Source organism: Mangrovactinospora gilvigrisea (genome assembly GCF_001879105.1).
Taxonomy (GTDB): domain Bacteria; phylum Actinomycetota; class Actinomycetes; order Streptomycetales; family Streptomycetaceae; genus Mangrovactinospora; species Mangrovactinospora gilvigrisea.
The window spans coordinates 39554-59666 of sequence record NZ_MLCF01000041.1; the positions used below are offsets into that span (position 1 = coordinate 39554).

General features: G+C 72.9%; 18 protein-coding genes. 13 read left to right on the top strand and 5 right to left on the bottom strand.

The features are described 5' to 3' along the window. Positions 1–39 precede the first annotated feature (39 nt). The 5 genes from BIV57_RS08790 to BIV57_RS08810 all read left to right on the top strand — a co-directional run bounded on the left by BIV57_RS08790 (position 40) and on the right by BIV57_RS08810 (position 7182). Positions 40–852 carry an IclR family transcriptional regulator gene (locus BIV57_RS08790; RefSeq protein ID WP_071656123.1) on the top strand — a complete coding sequence of 271 codons (813 nt, stop codon included), beginning with the start codon at positions 40–42 and terminating at the stop codon, positions 850–852. Between the two features lie 32 nt (positions 853–884). Further along, on the top strand, positions 885–1610 hold the full coding sequence (pepE, locus tag BIV57_RS08795; RefSeq protein ID WP_071656124.1) for a dipeptidase PepE: 726 nt from the start codon (positions 885–887) through the stop codon (positions 1608–1610). Positions 1611–1750: 140 nt separating this feature from the next. Then, positions 1751–3508: a carbohydrate binding domain-containing protein gene (locus BIV57_RS08800; RefSeq protein WP_071656125.1), complete on the top strand. Its 1758-nt coding sequence runs from the start codon at positions 1751–1753 to the stop codon at positions 3506–3508. A 157-nt stretch (positions 3509–3665) separates the two neighbouring features. Then, on the top strand, positions 3666–5345 hold the full coding sequence (aspT, locus tag BIV57_RS08805; protein ID WP_071656126.1) for an aspartate-alanine antiporter: 1680 nt from the start codon (positions 3666–3668) through the stop codon (positions 5343–5345). 16 nt (positions 5346–5361) lie between these two features. Further along, a complete protein-coding gene (locus tag BIV57_RS08810) occupies positions 5362–7182 on the top strand; it encodes a bifunctional aspartate transaminase/aspartate 4-decarboxylase (protein ID WP_079170154.1) in 1821 nt (606 codons plus the stop codon). Between the two features lie 38 nt (positions 7183–7220). Here BIV57_RS08810 and aspT (BIV57_RS08815) read toward each other — a convergent pair whose 3' ends face one another. Continuing rightward, entirely contained in the window at positions 7221–8918 is a 1698-nt protein-coding gene (aspT, locus tag BIV57_RS08815) for an aspartate-alanine antiporter (protein ID WP_245797486.1), read from the bottom strand. Between the two features lie 103 nt (positions 8919–9021). Between aspT (BIV57_RS08815) and BIV57_RS08820 the strand changes: the two genes are divergently transcribed. After that, the gene (locus BIV57_RS08820) at positions 9022–9942 is read left to right on the top strand and encodes a bifunctional DNA primase/polymerase (protein ID WP_071656128.1); all 921 of its coding nucleotides are present in this window, start codon (positions 9022–9024) and stop codon (positions 9940–9942) included. A 6-nt stretch (positions 9943–9948) separates the two neighbouring features. Here the strand turns inward: BIV57_RS08820 and BIV57_RS08825 are convergent, their stop codons facing one another. Then, a complete protein-coding gene (locus BIV57_RS08825) occupies positions 9949–10698 on the bottom strand; it encodes an endonuclease/exonuclease/phosphatase family protein (RefSeq protein WP_071656129.1) in 750 nt (249 codons plus the stop codon). 323 nt (positions 10699–11021) lie between these two features. Between BIV57_RS08825 and BIV57_RS08830 the strand changes: the two genes are divergently transcribed. Further along, a complete protein-coding gene (locus tag BIV57_RS08830) occupies positions 11022–11471 on the top strand; it encodes a hypothetical protein (RefSeq protein WP_071656130.1) in 450 nt (149 codons plus the stop codon). 11 nt (positions 11472–11482) lie between these two features. Here BIV57_RS08830 and BIV57_RS08835 read toward each other — a convergent pair whose 3' ends face one another. Further along, entirely contained in the window at positions 11483–13942 is a 2460-nt protein-coding gene (locus BIV57_RS08835) for a polysaccharide lyase 8 family protein (RefSeq protein ID WP_139275557.1), read from the bottom strand. A 209-nt stretch (positions 13943–14151) separates the two neighbouring features. On the opposite strand from BIV57_RS08835, the gene BIV57_RS08840 reads away from it, so the two are divergent. Further along, on the top strand, positions 14152–15087 hold the full coding sequence (locus tag BIV57_RS08840) for a proteasome assembly chaperone family protein (RefSeq protein WP_079170155.1): 936 nt from the start codon (positions 14152–14154) through the stop codon (positions 15085–15087). Between the two features lie 144 nt (positions 15088–15231). Further along, positions 15232–15930 (top strand): bifunctional DNA primase/polymerase, encoded by a 699-nt coding sequence (locus BIV57_RS08845; protein WP_245797488.1) that lies wholly within the window; start codon positions 15232–15234, stop codon positions 15928–15930. On the opposite strand, the gene map is transcribed toward BIV57_RS08845, so the two are convergent. Continuing rightward, positions 15917–16765: a type I methionyl aminopeptidase gene (gene map / locus BIV57_RS08850; protein WP_071656132.1), complete on the bottom strand. Its 849-nt coding sequence runs from the start codon at positions 16763–16765 to the stop codon at positions 15917–15919. The two genes, BIV57_RS08845 and map, sit on opposite strands and share 14 nt — an antisense overlap. A 108-nt stretch (positions 16766–16873) precedes the next feature. Here map and BIV57_RS08855 point away from each other — a divergent pair, with 108 nt between their 5' ends. Both BIV57_RS08855 and BIV57_RS08860 read left to right on the top strand, forming a co-directional pair. Then, positions 16874–17095: a hypothetical protein gene (locus BIV57_RS08855; protein WP_071656133.1), complete on the top strand. Its 222-nt coding sequence runs from the start codon at positions 16874–16876 to the stop codon at positions 17093–17095. Between the two features lie 18 nt (positions 17096–17113). Further along, positions 17114–17776, top strand: coding sequence for a hypothetical protein (locus BIV57_RS08860; RefSeq protein WP_079170157.1), 663 nt, complete (start codon positions 17114–17116; stop codon positions 17774–17776). A gap of 12 nt (positions 17777–17788) precedes the next feature. On the opposite strand, the gene BIV57_RS08865 is transcribed toward BIV57_RS08860, so the two are convergent. After that, complete coding sequence (locus BIV57_RS08865) at positions 17789–19102, bottom strand: Tm-1-like ATP-binding domain-containing protein (RefSeq protein WP_071656134.1); 1314 nt, start codon at positions 19100–19102, stop codon at positions 17789–17791. Between the two features lie 68 nt (positions 19103–19170). On the opposite strand from BIV57_RS08865, the gene npdG reads away from it, so the two are divergent. Together npdG and BIV57_RS25040 are read left to right on the top strand one after the other, a co-directional pair. After that, the gene (npdG, locus tag BIV57_RS08870; protein ID WP_071656135.1) at positions 19171–19866 is read left to right on the top strand and encodes an NADPH-dependent F420 reductase; all 696 of its coding nucleotides are present in this window, start codon (positions 19171–19173) and stop codon (positions 19864–19866) included. Positions 19867–19894: 28 nt separating this feature from the next. Next, a complete protein-coding gene (locus BIV57_RS25040; RefSeq protein WP_175548703.1) occupies positions 19895–20068 on the top strand; it encodes a hypothetical protein in 174 nt (57 codons plus the stop codon). Positions 20069–20113 lie beyond the last annotated feature (45 nt).

A 20113-nucleotide genomic window follows, 5' to 3' on the forward strand; every position in this document is an offset into this window, starting at 1 on the left:
AATGGCTTCTCTATATCCGGGATGCTTTACTCTCTCGTCATGACTTCTGGGATATCCAGCGCATCGGGGGAGCCCCGGCCGCCGCTGCAGACCGCGGACCGGGTGCTGAGCGTGCTGCTCTGCTTCGACCGGGAGCGCCCGGAGTGGGGCGTCTCGGACGTCTCCGCGGAGTTCGGCTTCGACAAGTCGGTGGCGCAGCGGCTGCTGGCGTCGCTGGCGCACCGGGGCTTCCTGGTCTCCGACGAGCGGACGCGGCGCTACCGGCTGGGCCCGGCGGTGTGGCATCTGTCCCGGGTGTGGGAGCGGGACGGGGGGCTGGCCGGCCTGGTGCTGCCGGTGCTGCGGCAGGTGGCCGAAGAGGTCGGCGTGGGCGCGCTGTTCGCCGTCCCGGACGGGGTGCACATGCGCTGCGTGGCGACGGTGGACGGGGCGGCCGGCCCGCTGCGGGTGCAGGGGCTGGCGGGGGAGCTGTACCCGGCGCACGCGGGGGCGACGTCGCGGGCCTACTTCGGGATGCTGCCGGCGGGGGACCGGGCGGCGCTGCTGTACGGTCGGCCGATGGCGCGGTTCGGCGATCACACGGTGACCGATCCGGTGGCGCTGGAGGAGCGGTTCGCCGAGGTGCGGCGGAACGGCTACGCCTACTCCGAGGGCGAGTACGACCCGGAGACCGCGGCGCTGGCGGCGCCGGTGGTGGTGGCGCGGCGCACGGTCGGGACGCTGTCGCTGGCCGGGCCGCAGGGGGAGCTGCGCCCGCGGCGCGCGGAGCTGGTCGCTCCGCTGCTGGCGGCGGCGGGCGAGGTGGGGGCCGCGCTGACGCCGCGGCCGCCGCGCGGGGCGCGGCGGCGTTGAGGATCTGTGTAGATGTCTGCTGAGGGAGCGTCATGAGGCTGTTGCTGCTGTCGAATTCGAGTGCGCCGGGCCGCGGGTATCTGGAGCACGCCCGGGAGGAGATCGCCGACGCGCTGGGCGGCGCGCGGCGGCTGGTCTTCGTGCCGTATGCGCTCGCCGATCGGGACGGGTACACCGCGCAGGTGGCGAAGGCGCTGGCGCCGCTGGGCGTGGAGGTGGCGGGCGCGCACGCCGCGGACGATCCGGCGGCGGCGGTCGCGGCCGCGGAGGCGGTGTTCGTCGGGGGCGGCAACAGCTTTCGGCTGCTGAAGTCGCTGTACGCGACGGGGCTGGTGGCGGCGCTGCGCGAGCGGGTGGCGTCGGGGGCGCTGTACATCGGGTCGAGCGCGGGGACGAACATGGCGTGCCCGAGCCTGCGGACGACGAACGACATGCCGATCGTGCAGCCGCCGTCGTTCGAGGCGCTGGGGCTGGTGCCGTTCCAGATCAATCCGCACTATGTGGATCCGGTGGCGGGGTCGACGCACCAGGGGGAGACGCGGGAGCAGCGGTTGGTGCAGTTCCTGGAGGAGAACGACGTTCCGGTGGTGGGGCTGCGGGAGGGGACGTGGCTGCGGCGCGAGGGCGCGCGGCTGACGCTGGGCGGGATCGACGCGGGGGCGCGGGTGTTCGAACGGGGCGCGGAGCCGCGGGAGTGGGGCCCGGGAGCGGATCTCGGCGAACTGCTGGGGGCCCAGGGGCGGTTCGACGTGGGTTGACGGTCCGTCGCGGTCCGTCCGGTGCCGGGGCGGGCGTGGGCGCGGAGTAGGGGCGCAGGGGATTGGTCCAGACCCTTGACGGGGAAGTGGTCTGGACCAACCATGGCATGGTCATGGCCTCCCACGCTTCGGAGTGACGCATGAGAAGACCGTTACGCCGCCTCCGCGCCGCCGTCACCGCGCTCGCCACCGCCGGCGCCGGCACCCTCCTCGCCCTCGGCGGCGCCGCCGCCCCGGCCCACGCGGCTGCCAAGCCCCTTCCCGCGCACGTCTTCGCCCCCTACTTCGAGACCTACGCCGGCGACGACATGGCCACCACGGCCGCCGCCTCCGGCAACAAGTACCTGACGCTCGCCTTCCTCCAGACCGCGGGCAAGGGCTCCTGCACGCCCTACTGGGACGGCGACACCTCGCAGCCCGTCGCCGCCTCCACCTACGGCAGCGACATCGCCGAGCTGCAGGCGAACGGCGGCGACGCCATCCCCTCCTTCGGCGGCTACACCGCCGACGACACCGGCACCGACATCGCGGACAGCTGCACCGACGTCGCCTCCATCGCCGCCGCCTACGAGAACGTCGTCACCACCTACAACGTCAGCCGCATCGACCTCGATATCGAGGACAACTCGCTGACCGACAGCGCCGGCATCACCCGCCGCAACCAGGCCGTCAAGCAGGTGGAGGACTGGGCCGCCGCCAACGGCCGCACCGTGCAGTTCTCCTACACCCTGCCCTCCACCACCAGCGGCCTCGCCGCCAGCGGCCTCAACGTGCTGAAGAACGCCGTCGCCAACGGCGCCCGCGTCGACGTCGTCAACATCATGACGTTCGACTACTACGACGGCGCCACCCACGAGATGGCCACCGACAGCGAGAACGCCGCCCAGGGCCTCAACGGCCAACTGGCCAAGCTCTACCCGTCGAAGACCAGTGCGCAGCTGTGGGCGATGACCGGCGTCACCGAGATGCCCGGCATCGACGACTACGGCGCCGCCGAGACCACCACCACGGCCGACGCTCCCACCCTCTACAACTGGGCCGTCTCCAAGGGCATCAGCACCCTCGCCATGTGGGCGCTGGAGCGCGACAACGGCGGCTGCCCCGGCACCGCCGGCTCCGACAGCTGCTCCGGGATCTCCCAGTCCACCTGGTACTTCTCCCAGACCTGGGAGCCGTTCACCGGCGGCACCAGCACGCCCGGCAACGACTTCTCCGTCGCCGTCTCGCCGTCCTCGGGGTCGGTGGCCGCCGGCTCCTCCACCACGGCCGCCGTCTCCACCGCCGTCACCTCCGGCCAGGCCGAGACCGTGGCCCTCACCGCGAGCGGCGCCCCGTCCGGGATGACGGCGAGCGTCAGCCCGTCCTCGGTCACCGCCGGGGCCGGCGCCACGCTCACCGTCGTCGCCTCGGCCGCCACCGCCTCCGGCAACTACCCGATCACCGTGGTCGGGACGGGCCCGAGCGGCAGCCGCTCCGCCACCTTCACGGTCACCGTCACCGGCGGCGGGACCGGCGGGGGCACCCTGCAGAACGCCGGCTTCGAGTCCGGCTCGCTCAGCCCGTGGACGTGCCAGCAGGGCGGATCCGTCGTCGCCGCGCCGGTGCATTCCGGGAGCCATGCGCTGCAGGTCGCCGCCACCTCCGCGCAGACCGGCGAGTGCGACCAGACGGTCAACCTCACCCCCGGCTCCGCCCACACCCTCACCGCCTGGGTGCAGGGCCCCTACGCCTACGTCGGCGTCAAGGGCGGGGCGACCGCCTCCACCTGGGCGTCCGGCACCGGCTGGACCAAGCTCACGGTGCCGTTCACGGTCGGCAGCTCCGGCGCCGTGACGGTGTACGCGCACGGCTGGTACGGCCAGGGGAACGTCTACGCGGACGGCTTCTCGCTCTCCTAGCGCGCGGCGCGGCGGGGGTGCTGCCGAACGGGGGACAGGCCGGGTGCGCCTGACGGTGCGCCACCCCTCCCGAGGTTAGCGTCGCACCGCGGGGCCCGAGACGATCACACGATCGCCGATGGGCCCCGCGGTCGCGGCACTACCCCCCGAGGGAGCCATGGGCATTTTCAAGGACCACCCCGAGCTGTCCATCTTCGCGTGCATCGCGGCCGGCTACCTGGTCGGCAAGCTGCGCGTCGGGCCCGTTTCGCTGGGCGGCATCTGCGGCGTGCTGATCTGCTCGCTGATCCTGGGCACCCAGCACGTCACCGTGAACGACGACGTCAAGACCGTCTTCTTCGCGATCTTCATCTTCTCGCTCGGCTACATGGCCGGGCCGCAGTTCTTCGCCAACCTCAACCGGAAGAGCCTGCGCTACTTCGCCCTCTGCGGCATCGAAGTGGTGTGCGTCCTGGGCATCGCCTTCGGCGCGGCGAAGATGTTCAACCTGGACGTGGGCACCGCCTCGGGCATCCTCGCCGGGGCCGCCACCGAGTCCGCGCTGGTCGGCACCTCCACCGAGGCGATCGGCAAGCTCAGCGGGCTGACGCCGCAGCAGATCAGCACCTACCAGAGCCATGTGGCCACCGCCTACACGGTCTGCTATCTCTTCGGCCTGATCACCATCGTGCTCTACACCAGCCAGTTCATGCCGATGATCATGCGGATCAACCTGCGCAGCGCCTCCCGCAGGCTGGAGGAGCAGCAGGCCGGCGACATCGAGACCATCGACGCCGGCGAGGAGCAGGCGCTGCCCGAGCAGGTCGGCCGCACCTATGAGGTGGTCGGCGCGGCCGGCAGCACCGTCGCCCAGTTGGAGGGCCGGTACGGCAACCGGATCACCGTCGAGACCGTCAAGCGCGGCGACGACATCGAGTCGCCGCCGAAGCCCGGCACCGCGCTGTCCGCCGGCGACCAGGTGCTGGTCGTCGGGCGCCGGGAGCGGGTGATCGAGGCCGGCGACGCGATCGGCACCGAGACCGCCGGAATCCCCGGCTTCGACCTCAAGCTGACGACCACCCAGGTCGCGGTGACGCAGAAGGACGCCGACCGGCAGTCCATCGACTCCCTGCAGAAGGCCAACCCGGACCTGCTCAAGGGCGGGGTCTACGTCACCGGCATCGACCGCATCGACCAGCACCTGCCCGCCGACGGCCACACCATCGTGCACCGCGGCGACATCCTCACCCTCACCGGACCCAAGGCCGCGGTGCAGAAGGTGGTCGCGCTGATCGGCACGGCGGTGCGCAACAAGGCCACCGACTACGTCTACCTCGGGATCGGCATTGCGCTGGGCTCGCTGCTGGGGCAGATCTCGGTGAAGGCCGGATCGGCATCGCTCTCCTTCGGCACCGGCGGCGGCTGCCTCATCTCGGGGCTGGTGCTGGGCTGGTACCGCTCCCGGACGCAGTCCTTCGGCGCCTTCCCGGCGCAGGCGGCCACCACCCTGAAGGACCTCGGGCTCGCGGTCTTCATCGCCTGCACCGGGCTGAGCGCCGGCACCCAGGCGTGGCCGCTGCTCAAGCAGTACGGGGCGCTGCTGCCGGTCTCCGGCATCCTCATGGTGCTCGTCCCGGCGACGATCTCGCTCTTCGTCGGCTGGAAGCTGCTGAAGCTCCAGCCGCCCCTGCTGATCGGCGCCATCGCCGGCCAGCAGTGCTCGACCCCGGCCATCACGGCCGTCACCCAGACCGCGCAGAGCTCGGTGCCGATGCTCGGCTACACGATCACCTATGCGCTCTCCAACTTCCTGCTCCCGCTGACCGGCCCGGTCCTCGTCGGGATCCTGGGCAGCTGAACGAGAGGTCCACCAGATGACCCCCCCGTCCGGGCGCGCCGTGAAGAAGGCTGCGCCGACCAAGAAGACGGCCCCCGCGAAGAAGAAGGCTGCGGCGCCGGCCAAGAAGAAGGCTGCGGCACCGACCAAGAAGAAGTCTGTCGCCAAGAAGGCCCCTGCCAAGAAGAAGGCGGCCGCCGTCGACCGCACCAGGCGGGAGACCGGCTTCACCCGCGCCCAGATCAAGAGGTACGCCCAGCTCAGCCCCTTCGAGCTGAAGTCCGTCCTGATCGACACCGCGGAGCGGGCCATCGCCTCCTCCCGCCCCGGCGCCATCGGCGCCGAGATGCTCAACGCCGGTCGCGGCAACCCCAACTGGAACGCCACCGCCCCCCGCGAGGCCTTCTACGCCCTCGGCCACTTCGCCGTCGAGGAGTGCCGCCGCGTCTGGACCGCCGACGACCTCGGCGGCATGCCGGAGAAGGCCGGCGTCGGCGCCAGGTTCGAGACCTTCGTCCGCCGCCACCCCGAGATGCCCGGCATCTACCAGCTCCTGGACTGCGTCAACTACGCCGTCGACCGCTTCGGGCTGGACCGCGACACCCTCCTCCACGAGCTCGCCGACGGCATCACCGGCGACAACTACCCGGTGCCGGACCGCATCCTGACCTGCACCGAGAAGATCGTCGGCGGCTATCTCGCGGACGAGATGTACGGCGGCAAGCCGCCCCGCGGCCTCCAGCTCTTCGCCACCGAGGGCGGCACCGCCGCCATGTGCTACATCTTCGACTCGCTGATGAAGAACGGCGTGCTGCACAAGGGCGACCGCATCGCCCTGATGACGCCGATCTTCACCCCGTACATCGAGATCCCCGAACTCGACACCTACGGCTTCGACGTGGTCTACGTCCAGGCCGACATGTACACCGAGAAGGGGGTGCACGCCTGGCGCTACCCGGAGAGCGAGGTCGCCAAGCTCGCCGACCCCAAGGTCAAGCTGGTCTGCCTGGTCAACCCGTCCAACCCGCCCTCGATGGAGCTGAGCGACCGGGTCACCAAGCAGATCCAGGGCATCGTCGCGAAGAAGAACCCGAACCTGCTGATCGTCACCGACGACGTCTACGGCACCTTCGTCGACGGCTTCACCAGCATCGCGTCCGCGCTGCCCCGCAACACCCTGCTGGTGTACTCCTACTCCAAGCACTTCGGCGCCACCGGCTGGCGGCTGGGCGTCATCGGCCTCGCCGAGGACAACGTCATCGACGAGCTGATCGCCAAGCTGCCCAGGAAGGAGAAGGACCGGCTCGCCAAGCGGTACGGGACGCTGTCGCTGGAACCGGCGAAGATGCGGTTCATCGACCGGATGGTCGCCGACTCGCGGCAGGTGGCGCTCAACCACACGGCCGGGCTCTCCACCCCCCAGCAGGTGATGATCGACCTGCTGTCGCTCTTCGGGATGCGCCCCGAGGGCCACGCCTACAAGCAGAAGGTGCAGGCGATCGTCCGCCGCCGCCTCGACCTGCTCATGGAGGGCCTCGGCAGCGGCTGGAAGATCTCCGAGGACGCCGGGCGGGCCTGCTACTACATCGAGCTGGACCTGCTGGGCGAGGCCGAGCGCGGCTACGGCCCGGAGTTCGCCGCCTATCTGGAGAAGACCTACGAGCCGATCGACCCGCTCTTCCGGCTCGCCGACCAGACCGGCGTGGTGCTGCTCAACGGCGGCGGCTTCGACGGGCCGGAGTGGTCGGTGCGGGTCTCCCTCGCCAACCTCGACGACCTCGACTACCTGAAGATCGGCCACCACCTCCAGCAGATCTTCGCGGAGTACCTGGAGGAGTGGCGCGCCGGCGGCAAGTAGCCGCACCGACGCACCACCACCTCACCGGGGCGCGGTGATCAGGCGAGCAACGCCACGATCACCGCGCCCCAGATCGTCAGCAGGACGTTCCCCACCGCGTACGGCACCGTGTAGCCGAGCGTCGGCACCTCGGAGTCCGCCGCCTCGGTGATCGCGCCGATCGCCGCGGTGGTGGTCTGGGCCCCGGCCAGCACGCCCATCAGGATCGGCGTCCGGATCCGCATCACGAAGTGCCCGAGGACGAGGCCCACCAGCAGCGGCACCACCGTCGCCACCGCCCCCCACAGCAGCAGCCCCCAGCCGGCCTTCGCCAGCCCGCTGCTGAAGCTCGGCCCGGCGTTGATGCCGACCACCACCACGAAGAGGCAGAGCCCCAGGGTGTCCATGAACCACTGCGCGCCCGGCGGCACATTGCCGAACGTCGGGTAGCGGCCCTTGATCCAGCCGAAGACCAGGCCCATGATCAGCGCCCCGCCGGAGGTGGAGAGCGAGATCGGCACCCCGCCGACGTGCAGCGCCGGAATGCCGATGCAGCCGCCCAGGAAGACTCCGAGCCCCACCCACACCATGTCGGTGGCGAACCGGGTCGGCACCGGCACCCCGATCTCCTTCGCGGCCGGCTCCACCAGCCGCCGGGGCCCGCTCAGCACCAGCGTGTCGCCGCGGTCGATCGTGGTGGAGAGCCGGAAGGGCACCTGCGTGCCGGAGCGCCACAGCTCCTCGATGTAGACGCCCACCATGTAGGGCTCGCCGCGCAGTTCGGCGATGCTCCGGCCCAGCACCTGCCTGTCCGACGCCACCACGTGCAGATGCTCGGTGCGGTAGCCGAGCAGCCCCATGTCGTCGGTCTCCGGGCCGATCGCCTGCTCGGGGTCGAGGTCGACCAGGTCGGCGCGGAGCGCGCTCACCGCCAGCGTGTCGTCCGCCCGGACGACCGTCTGCTGGTTGTGGTCGAGGATGGCGCCGTCCCGCCGCACCTGGGTGATGTAGACCCGCCGGCCCAGCTCCTTCTGCTGACGCTCGAAGGCGTCGATGGTGAGGCCGGTGATCGCATCGCTGACGGCCCGGTAGGCGCGCAGCACCGTCTCGTAGTAGCCCTGGCCGAGGTCCGGGTCGGCGGCGGGCACGTCCAGCTCCTTGCCGAGCTCGGCGCTCTCCGCCCGCAGGTCCTTGCGGAGCATCCGGGGCGCGATGTTGGCGAGCAGGATCGCGCAGAGGATGGTGCCCAGCGGATAGGTGACGGCGTATCCGATCGGCACGTAGTTCTGCTCGGCGGCGATCTGGGAGTGCGACAGGCTCAGGCCGCCGATGGCGTCCTGGGCGACGCCGATCACCGCGGACTGGGTGAGCGCCCCGCCCAGCAGCCCTGCGCCCAGGCCCGGCCCGTAGCCGAGCATCTCGTTGAACCCCCAGCAGACGCCGAGGCCGGTGAAGCAGACCACCAGGGTGACGGCCACCTGCGGCAGGCCGTCCTTCTTCAGCCCGCGGAAGAACTGCGGGCCGACCTTGTAGCCCAGGGCGAAGAGGAAGAGGTCGAAGAAGACGGCCTTGACGGTGTTGTCGACGCTCACACCGGTGGCCCAGCCCAGCAGCAGGCCGGCGATCAGGCAGCCGGTCACCGACCCCAGGGCGATCGCCTTCCAGCGCACCTTGCCGAAGAGGAACCCGAGGGCGGTGGTGATGAAGACGAGCAGCTCGGGATACGGCTTGAAGATGTGTTCGGTGAGCCAATGCACCGGACGTCCCCTTTCATCTATGTGTGCACACATTTGCACGTCGATGTCGGAGGGATGCGGGAGGCTCGACGAGCCGTCAAGCTGGAGAGCAACGGAGGTCGCCATGGCCGAGGGTGTGGAGATACCGGACGCGCTGCCGGACGCCGCGGTCGCCTATGCCCGCCTCGGGGTGCGGGTCTTCCGGGTGCGCCGCGGAAAGGCCCCGTACGGCAACTGCCCGCGCTGCCGCCCCCGCCAGCGCGGGGGCAGGCCCAACCCCCGGTACGTCCCGCACCGCCCCGAGGAGTGCCGCTGCGGCGTCCCCACCTGCCACGGATTCTGGGCGGCCAGCGCCGACCCGGAGCTGGTGGGCGCCTGGTGGCGGGACGAGCCCGGCGCCGGCATCGGCGCGCCGTGCCGGCTCAACGGCTGGGCGGTGCTGGACGTCGATCCGCGCAACGGCGGTTACGCCTCGCTGTGCGCGCTGGAACGGCGCACGGGCCGGCCGCTGCCCGGCACCGTCATGGCGATCACCGGCGGCGACGGGCTGCACCTGTACTACCGCAGTCCGGGTACCGAGCTGCCGGGGGCCCTGCTACCGGGGATCGACGTCAAGCACAACGGCTATGTGCTGCTGCCCCCGTCCCCGCACCGCTCGGGCCACCGCTACGCATGGTCGGGCGACGGGCTGTTCCGCCCGCCGCGGGCGCCCTGGCCGGCGGCGCTGGCGCGGCGCCGGCGGACCGTCAGCGGACCGCCGTCCGCGGCGGGTTCGGCCGGTTCGGCGGGTTCCGCCGGTTCGGCGGGCGAGCGGATCGACGAGCTGGTGGCGCTGGTCGCCGGCGCGGTCCCCGGCACCCGCCGCGGCCGCAACCAGTCGCTCTACGTCGCCGCCTGCCGCGCCCACGAGCTGGCCGAGGCGGGCCTGCTCCACCTCGACAAGGCCCGCACCGCCCTGATCTCCGCGGCGCTCGCGGTGGACCTGGACGGCGGCGTCATGCAGGCGGAGGCGACGTTCGACAGCGCCTCGCGCCGGCCCCGCTGAGGCCGTTCAGTACCCCATGTCCTTGGGGACGTCGGTCCGCACCTTCGCGACCACCGCGTAGTGGTCGGACGCCCGGGTGGGGACGATCCGCGTCTCGCTCACCTCCGCGGCCCGGACGGGGACGATGTAGTCCAGCCGCATCCCCGGCCCGGGGTTCCGCCCCTTGCGCAGGTCCTTGGCGCTCGGCATCGGGTACCACGTCGGCTCGTCCGCGGCGTCGAAGGCGAACTCCTTGGCCAGCGCCTCGATCGGCTCCGCGTCCGGCGTGCTGTTGAGGTCGCCCAGCAGTACCGAGGAGTGCGGGGCCAGCTCCGCCAGATGGGCCGCCTCCGCGGTCTGCGCCGCCCGTACCGCCGCGTCGCCCGCGGTGGGGTGGACGGCGAAGATGCTCAGGCCGGGCAGGTCGACGCGGAGCACCTCGCGGGGGTTGCGGGACTCGCTGGTCAGCTCGTGCAGCGAGTGGCCGGCGATGCGCTCGCGGGTCAGCACGGAGATGCCGAACGGCAGAACGGGGTGGTCCCGGCCGACGTTGTAGCGGCAGTCGCGGTGGCCGCTGGCGACCTGCATCCCGCCGAGGAGCAGCGCGAGGCGGTCGGCCTGGTCCTTTCCGTCGACGACGGCGACCTCCTGGAGGGCGACCGCGTCGGGTTCCTCCTGGCGTATCACGTCGGCTATGCGCTCCAGGTCGCGGGCGTTGTCGTCGACGCCGACGGCCTGGTGGATGTTGAAAGTCATCACGGTGAGGATCTTGGACACGGCTCATAAACTAGCGGTGCGTCAAGTGGCCCGTACAGCCGTCCGCCTGCCGCACGCGCGCCCGCGAGGTATGCCCCGGGAGGCGGAATTCCACTCGTGCCGGGGACGATTCGTCCCGAGGCTCACCACGCGCGCCCCGTCCGTGCGAGTCTATGCGGTGGAACGGAACAACAGCCGGACCATGGAATCCCACGGACCATGGCGGCGATCAGCCGGTGCCGTGCCCCCGTGCGGGGCGCCGCCGGGGGCAGCGCGGATTCGCAGCCGTGCCGCCCCCAGGGGGAGGTGCGCCGGCCGCGCGCTGCCCCAGCTGGAGGTACGACATGACCTATCTCCCGGACCAGACCAAGGGCACCTCCTGGCTGATGAGCGCCAGCGAGCAGCCTGGCCTGATCCTTGCCGACTGGGCGGGCGACGGCCGGTCGCAGCTCCCGGCGGGAAGACTGTTCGATGTTGTCGGGTTGTCGAACTCGGTCGGCACTGAGGCGATCGAGCAGCTCCAGCGCGCGGGGGCCGCGGTGGGGCCGGTGCTGGAGTCGAGCCCGGGCGGCGAGTTGAAGTTCCTGGTGCCGCCGGGCACGGCGAAGCGGTGGTTGGAGTTCGACGTCCCCGCCTCGTCCGTGGCGTCGCACGGCGATGTGCTGGAGTGCCCGATGCCGGGCGCGACCCGTTGGGGGCGGACGTGGCTCTACCCGCCGGACGGCAGCGGGACGCTTACTGATGTCGACGCTTTGCGGGTTGCGGTGGTGGGGAAGAGGGCGAAGGCGTCGTAGGGGGGCGGTTGCTACCCGAGCGTGGCCGTTCGGGGGGCGCCGGCCGCGGACTCGGTGGTGGCTGTCAGGCGGAGGCCGCCCGGTATCCGCCGGGCCGTGATGCCCTGCGCCTCGGTCACGCGCGTCCAGTGGCCCAGGACGTCGAGCGTCACCGTGTCGGCGGTCTGGGTGGGGTCGGAGACGGCGACCCGGGCGGTCGCGCCCGTCTTGCGGAGCACCGCGCTGAGCGGCCCCTCCGAGCGCAGCCGGGCGAAGCCGCCGTCCGCCGAACCGCCGCCCGCCGCGAAGACGTTGGCGGCGAGCACACCCGCGCGGGCGTCGCGGACGGCCTGCACCTCGGGCGTGTTGGCGACCACCGACGTCGACGGGTCGCGGGCCTCGTCCGCGGTGCGCCGCGCGCTCGCGCCCGGCAGCAGGACGTAGGCGTAGGAGGCGTTCTCCGCATCGGCGCCGTGGTCCAGATGGAGCGTCAGGAAGCGGTTGGTGTAGCTCGGGCCCCCGGTGCCCGTCGAGCCGTGGTCGATGTCGGTGTAGGCGCCGGTGCGGGTCTCGCGCAGCGCGTGCAGCGTCACGGGCCGCGGGAAGACATAGCCGGCGGTGCCCTCCAGATGCGCCCAGCGCACCCCGTCGGGGGCCGCGCTGTCGCCGTCGCCGGGGACCAGGCGGGTCCCGTCGACGAGCAGCGCCGCGCTCTCGCCGGCCGCCGAGCCGGTGAGCCGGCGGTGCTCGACCGTGGTGACGGCGCCGGGGCCGCCCGGGTCGGTGATGCCGGCGCCCAGCGCGACGACCCGATCGGGCAGGCAGAACCAGGACTTGGTGCAGGTCAGCGCCGAGTCGTCGGCCTTGAGCCGCATCCCGACGGCGGCCACGGAGTCCGCGTCCAGGGCGGCGCCGCCGACCCACGGCTCGGGGTTGCGGTACTCGGTGGCCCAGGGGATGTTGACCAGCTGGCGCGGCGCGGTGTCCACGGTGGTGCCGGGCAGCCGGTAGGGGTTGACGGTGCACCAGTAGCCGCCGCCGTACTGCTGGTTGTCGGTGTAGAGGTAGGTCATGCCGTCGCCGGTGTACCAGCCGCGCAGGTTCTCGTTGTTGCCGGTCTCGTAGCCGGCGATGCGCGGGGAGTTCATGGCGATGCCGACGGCCCAGTCGGCGGTGCGGTGCACGGCGCGGTCCATCACGCCGAAGACATGGGACTCGGCGAGCGGTCCGCGCGGGGCGGTGGAGGCGTCGGCGAGCAGCGCGTCGGCGGCGACGATCGCGGGGATCGGCCAGCCGGTCGGGGGCGTGGTGCCGTCGGCGTCCAGCAGGTTGCGCTTGACGAAGGCGGCGACCGACGGGCGGTCGGCGTCGGAGAGGCCGGAGAGCAGCATCAGGATGGAGCGGTTGATGGCGCGTCCGCTGCCGAGGTCGCTGTAGGTGGCGAAGGAGACGTCCCGTCCCGCCGTCATGTCCATGATGGCGCCGCGCCAGAAGAGCGGCTCGAAGGAGCGGTGCACCCACTGGGCGATGATCGGGTCGGTGACGGCCCACCGGGTGCCGGCCGCCCGGCCCAGGATGTTGGCGAGCGAGGTGAAGAGCGACGAGCCGTAGCCGGCGGCGTAGGGGAACCAGATGTGCTGGGTGAAGGAGCCGTCGGAGTAGAAGCCGTCCCGGGTGTAGTCGGCGGCCGTGGTGCCGTCCTTGTAGACGAGGACACCCTCCAGGGCGGAGATCGCCGCCGCGGTCTCGTCGGCGTCCTCGGTGAGCAGCGCGCGGCCGAGGACGGCGTCGCAGAGGTTGACGCGGTTGGCGGCGGCGCCCTTGGTGCCGGTGAGCGGGACGGAGGGGACGAAGTGCCGCTCGGGCGCGATCCATTGGGCGACCCGGTCGGCGGTCGCCTCGGCGGAGCCGAAGATCAGCAGGACGGCGTCGTTGAGGGCGAGCGGGACGCCGATCTCCCAGTCGAACCAGTTGGCCCACTCGGTGACGCCGGTGGCGTAGGGGTTGGCGGTGAACCAGTCCAGGCCGTCGGCGATGTCGGCGAGCAGCCCGGCGTCCCCGTGAGTAGCGGTGCCCGGGGTGGCCCAGCCGAGGGCGAGGGCCTTGAGGCGGGCGGCCGTGGTGCTCACCGGGCTGGAGCTGGAGTGGTCGGCGGGGATGGTGACGTCGCTGAAGAGGCTGGTGGTGCGCTGCCCGGCGGGGACCAGCTTGGCGCGGGCCGCGGTGGCCGCGGTCTCAATCTGCTGGAGCGCGGCGGCGAGGGCCGGATTCCCCGGGTCCCACCCGGAGCCGACCAGCATGCCGAGCCACTGGGCGCGCCCGGCGGCGAAGTCGTCCGCGCCGGAAGCGGCGGACGAGGCGGGCGAGGCCGACGAGGCCGACGAGGCCGATGCGGCGCCCGCGGGGGCGGCGAGGGCGAAGGGGACGGCTGCGGCGGCCGCCAGCGCGGTACCGCCGAGGAGCACGGCGCGGCGTGGTGTGGGATGCGTCACGGCAGCAGAATCTAGGAACCATAGTGATCGAACGTCAATAACTTCGACAGAATGATCGATCGATCATTTTGCGGGACCGCTGGCCGGGAATCGCCGTCCGCTCGCGGGAATTCCCCCGGAAACGGGAAGAGGCGGGGCCCCTCGGGCGTTGTCCACCATGACAGTGCAATGCAGTTGCAAGCAGTGACGTCAGGAAGGCAGCGATCGCTGTGGCGAATCCCGAGGAGCTGTACGAGCTCAAGTCCGCGCCCGAGCGGCTCGTCCTGCGTGCCCCCGACGGACGCGGCCCCGTTCTGATCCACCACCTCACCGGATACATGGACGCCGGCAACGCGGGCGTGCTCGCCACCGAGCACCTGCTCGCCTCCGACGACGGGCTGCTCATCGCCACCTTCGACGCCGACGCGCTGGTCGACCACCGGGCCCGCCGGCCCACCATGGTCTTCGACGGCGACCGCTTCGAGGACTACGAGCCCCACGCGATCGAGCTGCACCTCCTGCACGACCTCGACGACAACCCGTACCTGCTGCTCACCGGCCCCGAGCCGGACTGGCAGTGGAACCGCTTCTCCGGCGCCGTCCGCCACCTGGTGGAGCGGCTCGGCGTGCGCCTCACCGTCGGCCTGCACGGCATCCCGATGGGCGTCCCGCACACCCGGCCCACCGGCGCCACCCTGCACGCCACCCGCCCCGAACTGCTCGCCGGCCACCAGCCGATGGAGGAGCGCCTCGAGGTCCCGGCGAGCGTCGACAATCTCATCGAGTACAGCCTGGGCCGCTCCGGGCACGACGCGGCCGGCGTCGCCGTCCACGTCCCGCACTACCTGGCCCGCTCCGAGTACCCGACGGCCGCGGTCTCCGCGCTGGAGCACGTCTCCCGGCTCTCCGGGCTGCGGCTCCCGGTCGGCGAGCTGCGCGCCTGCGAGGAGAAGGCCCGCGAGGAGATCGAGGAGCAGGTCGCGGAATCCGGCCAGGTGCAGGAGGTCGTCGCGGCCCTGGAGGAGCAGTACGACGCCTTCGAGCGCGGCGCGGCCCGCGGCAACCTGCTGCTGGACGGCACCGACGAGCTTCCCACCGGCGACGAACTGGCCGCCGAGTTCGAGCAGTTCCTCGCCGAACGGGAGTCCGGAACCGGCGGCGAATGACGGAACCGTGACGGATTCCGGTGGAATCCGACGGACCACGGTGCATCGCGGGCGGCGGGTGGAGGATGATGGGGGGATCCCCGCTCACGCCAGAGGAGTTCGATGCGGCTTCCCCAACTGCCCCTGCGGCCTCTCCGTGAACCCGTGCGCACCGTCAGCCGGCTCCTGCCGCGCCGCCGGTCCGCCCCGGACAGCGCGGGGCCGGGGCCCGAGGAGCGGGCCCGGCTGCTGGCCGCGGCGCAGGCCGCGGGGCTGCTGATCGCCCCCGCCGCGCACCCCCTCGGCTACGGCTGCTCCTGCGACCGCGTCGGCTGCCCGACGCCCGCCGCGCACCCGGTCTCCTTCGGCTGGCAGACGCAGGCCTCCGACGACCCCGCGCATCTGGAGCGGTGGCTCGCCGCCGACCCGGAGGCGAACTTCGTCGCGGCCACCGGCATCACCCACGACGTGCTGGACGTACCCGGGCCGATCGGGCGCGCCGCGCTGACCCGGATCGCCGCGGACGCGCCGGAGGCGGGTCCGGTGGCCATCACCGAGCCGGACCGCTACCAGTTCTTCACCGCGAGCCGGGCCGCGATCGACGAGGACGAGTGGTGGCCCTGCGAGCTCGACTGCCACCCCGAGACCGTCGACGAGCATCCCGGCCTGCGCTGGCACTGCCGGGGGAGCTACGTCCTGCTGCCGCCGTCCCGACACATGTCCGGGGCGGCGGTTTCCTGGTTCCGGGCGCCCGTCGCGGGCGCGGCGCCGCCCGACCCGGTGCGGGTGCTGGCGGCCATCGCGGAGGTCTGGGAGGAGCTGGACGCCTCCGAGGAGCCGGAGGAGGAACTCACGGCAGGGTGAGGATCTCCGTGCCGGTGTCGGTGACGACCAGGGTGTGCTCGAACTGGGCGGTGCGGCGGCGGTCCTTGGTGACCGTCGTCCAGCCGTCCTCCCACTGGTCCCACTCGTAGGTGCCCAGCGTCAGCATCGGCTCGATGGTGAACGTCATGCCGGGCTGGATCTCCAGATCGGCCCGCGGGTCGTCGTAGTGCGGGATGATCAGGCCGGAGTGGAAGGACTCGTTGATGCCGTGACCGGTGAAGTCCCGCACCACGCCGTAGCCGAACCGCTTGGCGTACGACTCGATCACCCGTCCGATGACATTGATCTGCCGCCCCGGCCGGACCGCCTTGATCGCCCGGTTGAGCGACTCCCGGGTCCGCTCCACCAGCAGCTTCGACTCCTCGTCGACGTCGCCGACGAAGTAGGTGGCGTTGGTGTCCCCGTGCACCCCGTGGATGAACGCGGTGACGTCCAGGTTCACGATGTCGCCGTCCCGCATCACCGTGGAGTCCGGGATGCCGTGGCAGATCACCTCGTTGAGCGAGGTGCAGATGGACTTGGGGAAGCCCCGGTAGCCCAGGTCGGACGGGTAGGCGTCGTGGTCGCACATGTACTCGTGCGCCACCCGGTCCAGCTCGTCCGTCGTCACGCCCGGCGCGATGTGCTTGGCCGCCTCCTCCATCGCCCGCGCGGCGATCCGCGAGGCGTCCCGCATCTTCTCGATCGTCTCCGCCGACTGCACCTCGGGGCCGGTGTACGGCGTCGGGGCCTTCCTGCCCACGTACTCCGGACGCGGAATGTGCGCCGGAACGGGACGAGTGGGAGTGAGGGTGCCGGGAACGAGAGGAGCCATGCGGCCGAGTCTACGGTTCTCCGCGCGCCCGGCGGCGCGGCCCTGGGCAGACTGGCAGCGACGGAGCACCGTCGACGCAACACGGGAAACGAAGGAGAGGAGACCGCCGTGCCGATCTTCCGCAGGAAGGCGACCGACCCCGTCGGGCAACCCGGCGAGTGGTACTACTGCGTCCGGCACCACAAGGTGGAGGAGGGCCCGGAGTGCCGCGCCGCCGACCGGCTCGGCCCCTACGCCTCCCGCGAGGAGGCCGCGCACGCCCTGGAGACCGCCGAGAAGCGCAACGAGGCCTGGGACGCACAGGACCGGCGCGCCGACGACGCGGATTGAGTCGGTAGGGTGCGGGGCATGCTGCCGCACCCCCAAGCCCCCCAGCAACCGCAGCGCCCGCAGCCGGTGTTCATCGACACCACGGGCCTGCGGCCGGCCGACCCGGCCGCCTTCGGCGGCGCCCCGGACGTCCTCGGGGCGTGGGTGACGCCCTACGGCCACACCATCTCGGCGCACTACTACGCGGCCGTTCCGGACCTGCCGGCGTCCCCCGACGACATCCACCTGCTGCGGCCCGCCATGGCGCAGCGCTACGCCTCCTCCGGCTGCCTGATCGAGGCCGACCAGGCGGTGGTGGACGGCGTCCGGGCGGTCCGGATGGTCGCCAAGCAGCCGCTGCCCGGCGGGCCCGGCCACGGGCTGCTCTTCGGCGGCGTGCTGGTGCTGCCGCGCGACCGGTGCAGCGCGGTGCTGAAGATCGAGGCGCCGGAGCAGGGCGTGACGGGCATGCGCGAGGCCACCGTCGCCGCCCGCTCGGGCAACCCGATGGGGCTCTTCCAGGACCACCCCTACCAGCCCGGCCTGCGCGGGGCGCTGCCCTTCAACGAGGCCGACTCCTACGAGTACGACGAGGAGTTCCCGGACCATCCGCTCACCGTGGTGCGGCGGGTGCTGGCGCACCTGATCACCACCTCCGCGGTGGACCCGCAGTTCCGCGACCTGCCGGCGTTCGGCAGCTGAGCCGGGCCCCGGTCAGGCCGGGGCCCGCTCCATCAGCTGCACCACCTTCTCGGCCATCGCCTCGCCGAACGCGGGGTGGTTGACGTCCGTGCGCATCTCCACCACCTCCACCCCGGTGCCCCTCAGCGCGGCCCGGATGCCCGCGAAGAGCGCCCGGTCGGCGGCCGGGTCGCGGAACGGGCCGTCCGCCGTCGAGAGCGCCGAGACCCCGCCCAGCGGCAGGAAGACCGCCGCCCGCCCCGAGCCGGCCGCCACCCGGGCGCCCAGCAGCCGGCCCGCCTCGGCGGCCTCCGCCGGACGCAGCCGCACCAGCGTCAGACGGGGCGTCAGCGGATAGCGCAGATGCCCGTCGAGGCCGCGCGGCAGCTCGGCGGCCGGGCCCAGCTCGGCGGCGTCCAGCCCGCCCGGCGCCACCACCCGCGGCAGCCCCCGCTCGCCGGCCGCGGTGAGCCGGCCGGGGCCGCGTCCCGAGGCGGACGCGCCCTCGCCGAGCAGCACCTCCGCCGCCACGTCGCCGGTCGCCGCGTCCAGCACCGCGGCCGCCGCGCCCTGCCGCACCAGCGCCTCCAGCACCGCCCCGGACGGGGCCGACACCGCCTCCGCGCCGCGGCGGGCCAGCGCGGCCCGCGCCTCCGTCACACAGGCGATCACCGTGACGCCCGAACTCACCGCCACCGCCGGGCGGACCGCCGGGCGCGCCGCCCGCGGCACCCGCTGCCCCGCGGCGGCCGGACGGAGCCCGCCGCGGGCCCGGACCATCCCGGCGAGCGCTGCCGCCGCGCCGGACAGCACCCGGGTCGCCTCCCGGCCGCGGGTGCCGGGGCGGGCCGGATCCACCGCGGAGGGCACGATCACCACGTCCGCACCGCGCGTCGCGTCCGCCGCGGCGCCGGCCGCGATGCCGTCCGGCCCGCAGGCCACCACCATCTTCGGCACGCCCGTCGGCAGCGCCGCCAGCGCGCGGGCGGCGAGCGCGGCGCCGCGGCGCCCGCCCACCGCCAGCGCCCCGTCCAGCCCGCCGGAGTCGTGGATGCGCACCAGCAGCCGGGCCGCGCCGGTGCCCATCGCGGCGTCCGCGGCCCGGCGGTTGCGGGTCCAGGCCAGCGCCGGGAGCGCGGCGCCGGCCTCCTCGGCGACCCGCCGGCGGGAGACCTCCACCGGCATCCCGGGCACGCCCAGCACGCCCACGTCCATCACCACGGTGTCCAGCCCGGACGCGTGCAGCCGGTCCCGCAGCCAGCGGATCTCGGCGGCCCGGGTGTCCAGCGCCCCCAGCAGGACCACGGTCAACGGCCGCGTCGGCACGGCATCCTGACGCCCCTCCATGCCCGACTCCCTACCCCCTGGGAGGCGGTGGACGCGGTTCCCCATGTGCGGGATGGCAGGATCGGGGCATGACGACGAGTGAGAAGCCGCCGGTGAAGGACCCCTGGGAGCTGCCGGACGTGTCCGGCCTGGTGGTCGGGGTGCTCGGCGGGACGGGCCCGCAGGGCCGGGGCCTCGCCGCGCGGCTCGCCGCGGCGGGGCAGCGGGTGGTGATCGGCTCGCGCGCGGCGGAGCGGGCGGCGGCCGCCGCGGAGGAGATCGGCCACGGCGCGGTCGGCGCGGACAACGCGGAGTGCGCGCGGCGGAGCGACGCGGTGATCGTCGCGGTCCCGTGGGAGGGCCACGGCGAGCTGCTGGCCGCGCTGCGCGAGGAGCTGGCGGGGAAGCTGGTGATCAACTGCGTCAACCCGCTGGGCTTCGACAAGCGCGGCGCGTACGCGCTGAAGCCCGCGGACGGCAGCGCGGCGGAGCAGGCCGCGGCGCTGCTGCCGGAGTCGCGGGTGACGGCGGCGTTCCACCACATCTCCGCGGTGCTGATGCTGGACGGCGGCGTCGGGGAGATCCCGACGGATGTGCTGGTGCTCGGCGAGAAGCGCGCCGACACGGACGCGGTGCAGGCGCTCGCCGCGCGCATCCCGGGGATGCGCGGGGTCTTCGCGGGGCGGCTGCGGAACGCGCACCAGGTGGAGGCGCTGGTCGCCAACCTCATCTCGGTCAACCGCCGCTACAAGGCGCACGCGGGGCTGAGGGTCACCGACATCTGAGCGGGGGCGGTCTGAGAGGATTGCGCCCATGAAGAGCATGACGTGGGTGGTCCTGGCGCTGTGCGTGGTCGCGGTCGTGGCCGCGGTGGTGTCCTTCACGGCGGGCGACTGGCCGCTGGGCATCGTCTGGATCCTGATCGCCGGCCTCGGCTCGAACCTGGCCCTCTTCCAGGTGCGCAGGTCCCGCCGGGCCTCGGCCTGACGCCTCCGCCCCGGCCCCGCGGACCGCGGACGCCGCAGCGATCCG

Bases quoted from the DNA above. Each gene is read 5' to 3' on its own strand.
- map (WP_071656132.1), bottom strand. From the start codon at position 16,765: ATGGCTCCTCTCGTTCCCGGCACCCTCACTCCCACTCGTCCCGTTCCG.
- BIV57_RS08860 (WP_079170157.1), top strand. From the start codon at position 17,114: ATGCTGCCGCACCCCCAAGCCCCCCAGCAACCGCAGCGCCCGCAGCCG.
- BIV57_RS08790 (WP_071656123.1), top strand. From the start codon at position 40: ATGACTTCTGGGATATCCAGCGCATCGGGGGAGCCCCGGCCGCCGCTG.
- BIV57_RS08830 (WP_071656130.1), top strand. From the start codon at position 11,022: ATGACCTATCTCCCGGACCAGACCAAGGGCACCTCCTGGCTGATGAGC.
- BIV57_RS25040 (WP_175548703.1), top strand. From the start codon at position 19,895: ATGAAGAGCATGACGTGGGTGGTCCTGGCGCTGTGCGTGGTCGCGGTC.
- BIV57_RS08820 (WP_071656128.1), top strand. From the start codon at position 9,022: ATGGCCGAGGGTGTGGAGATACCGGACGCGCTGCCGGACGCCGCGGTC.
- npdG (WP_071656135.1), top strand. From the start codon at position 19,171: ATGACGACGAGTGAGAAGCCGCCGGTGAAGGACCCCTGGGAGCTGCCG.
- BIV57_RS08810 (WP_079170154.1), top strand. From the start codon at position 5,362: ATGACCCCCCCGTCCGGGCGCGCCGTGAAGAAGGCTGCGCCGACCAAG.
- BIV57_RS08865 (WP_071656134.1), bottom strand. From the start codon at position 19,102: ATGGAGGGGCGTCAGGATGCCGTGCCGACGCGGCCGTTGACCGTGGTC.
- BIV57_RS08800 (WP_071656125.1), top strand. From the start codon at position 1,751: ATGAGAAGACCGTTACGCCGCCTCCGCGCCGCCGTCACCGCGCTCGCC.
- pepE (WP_071656124.1), top strand. From the start codon at position 885: ATGAGGCTGTTGCTGCTGTCGAATTCGAGTGCGCCGGGCCGCGGGTAT.
- aspT (WP_071656126.1), top strand. From the start codon at position 3,666: ATGGGCATTTTCAAGGACCACCCCGAGCTGTCCATCTTCGCGTGCATC.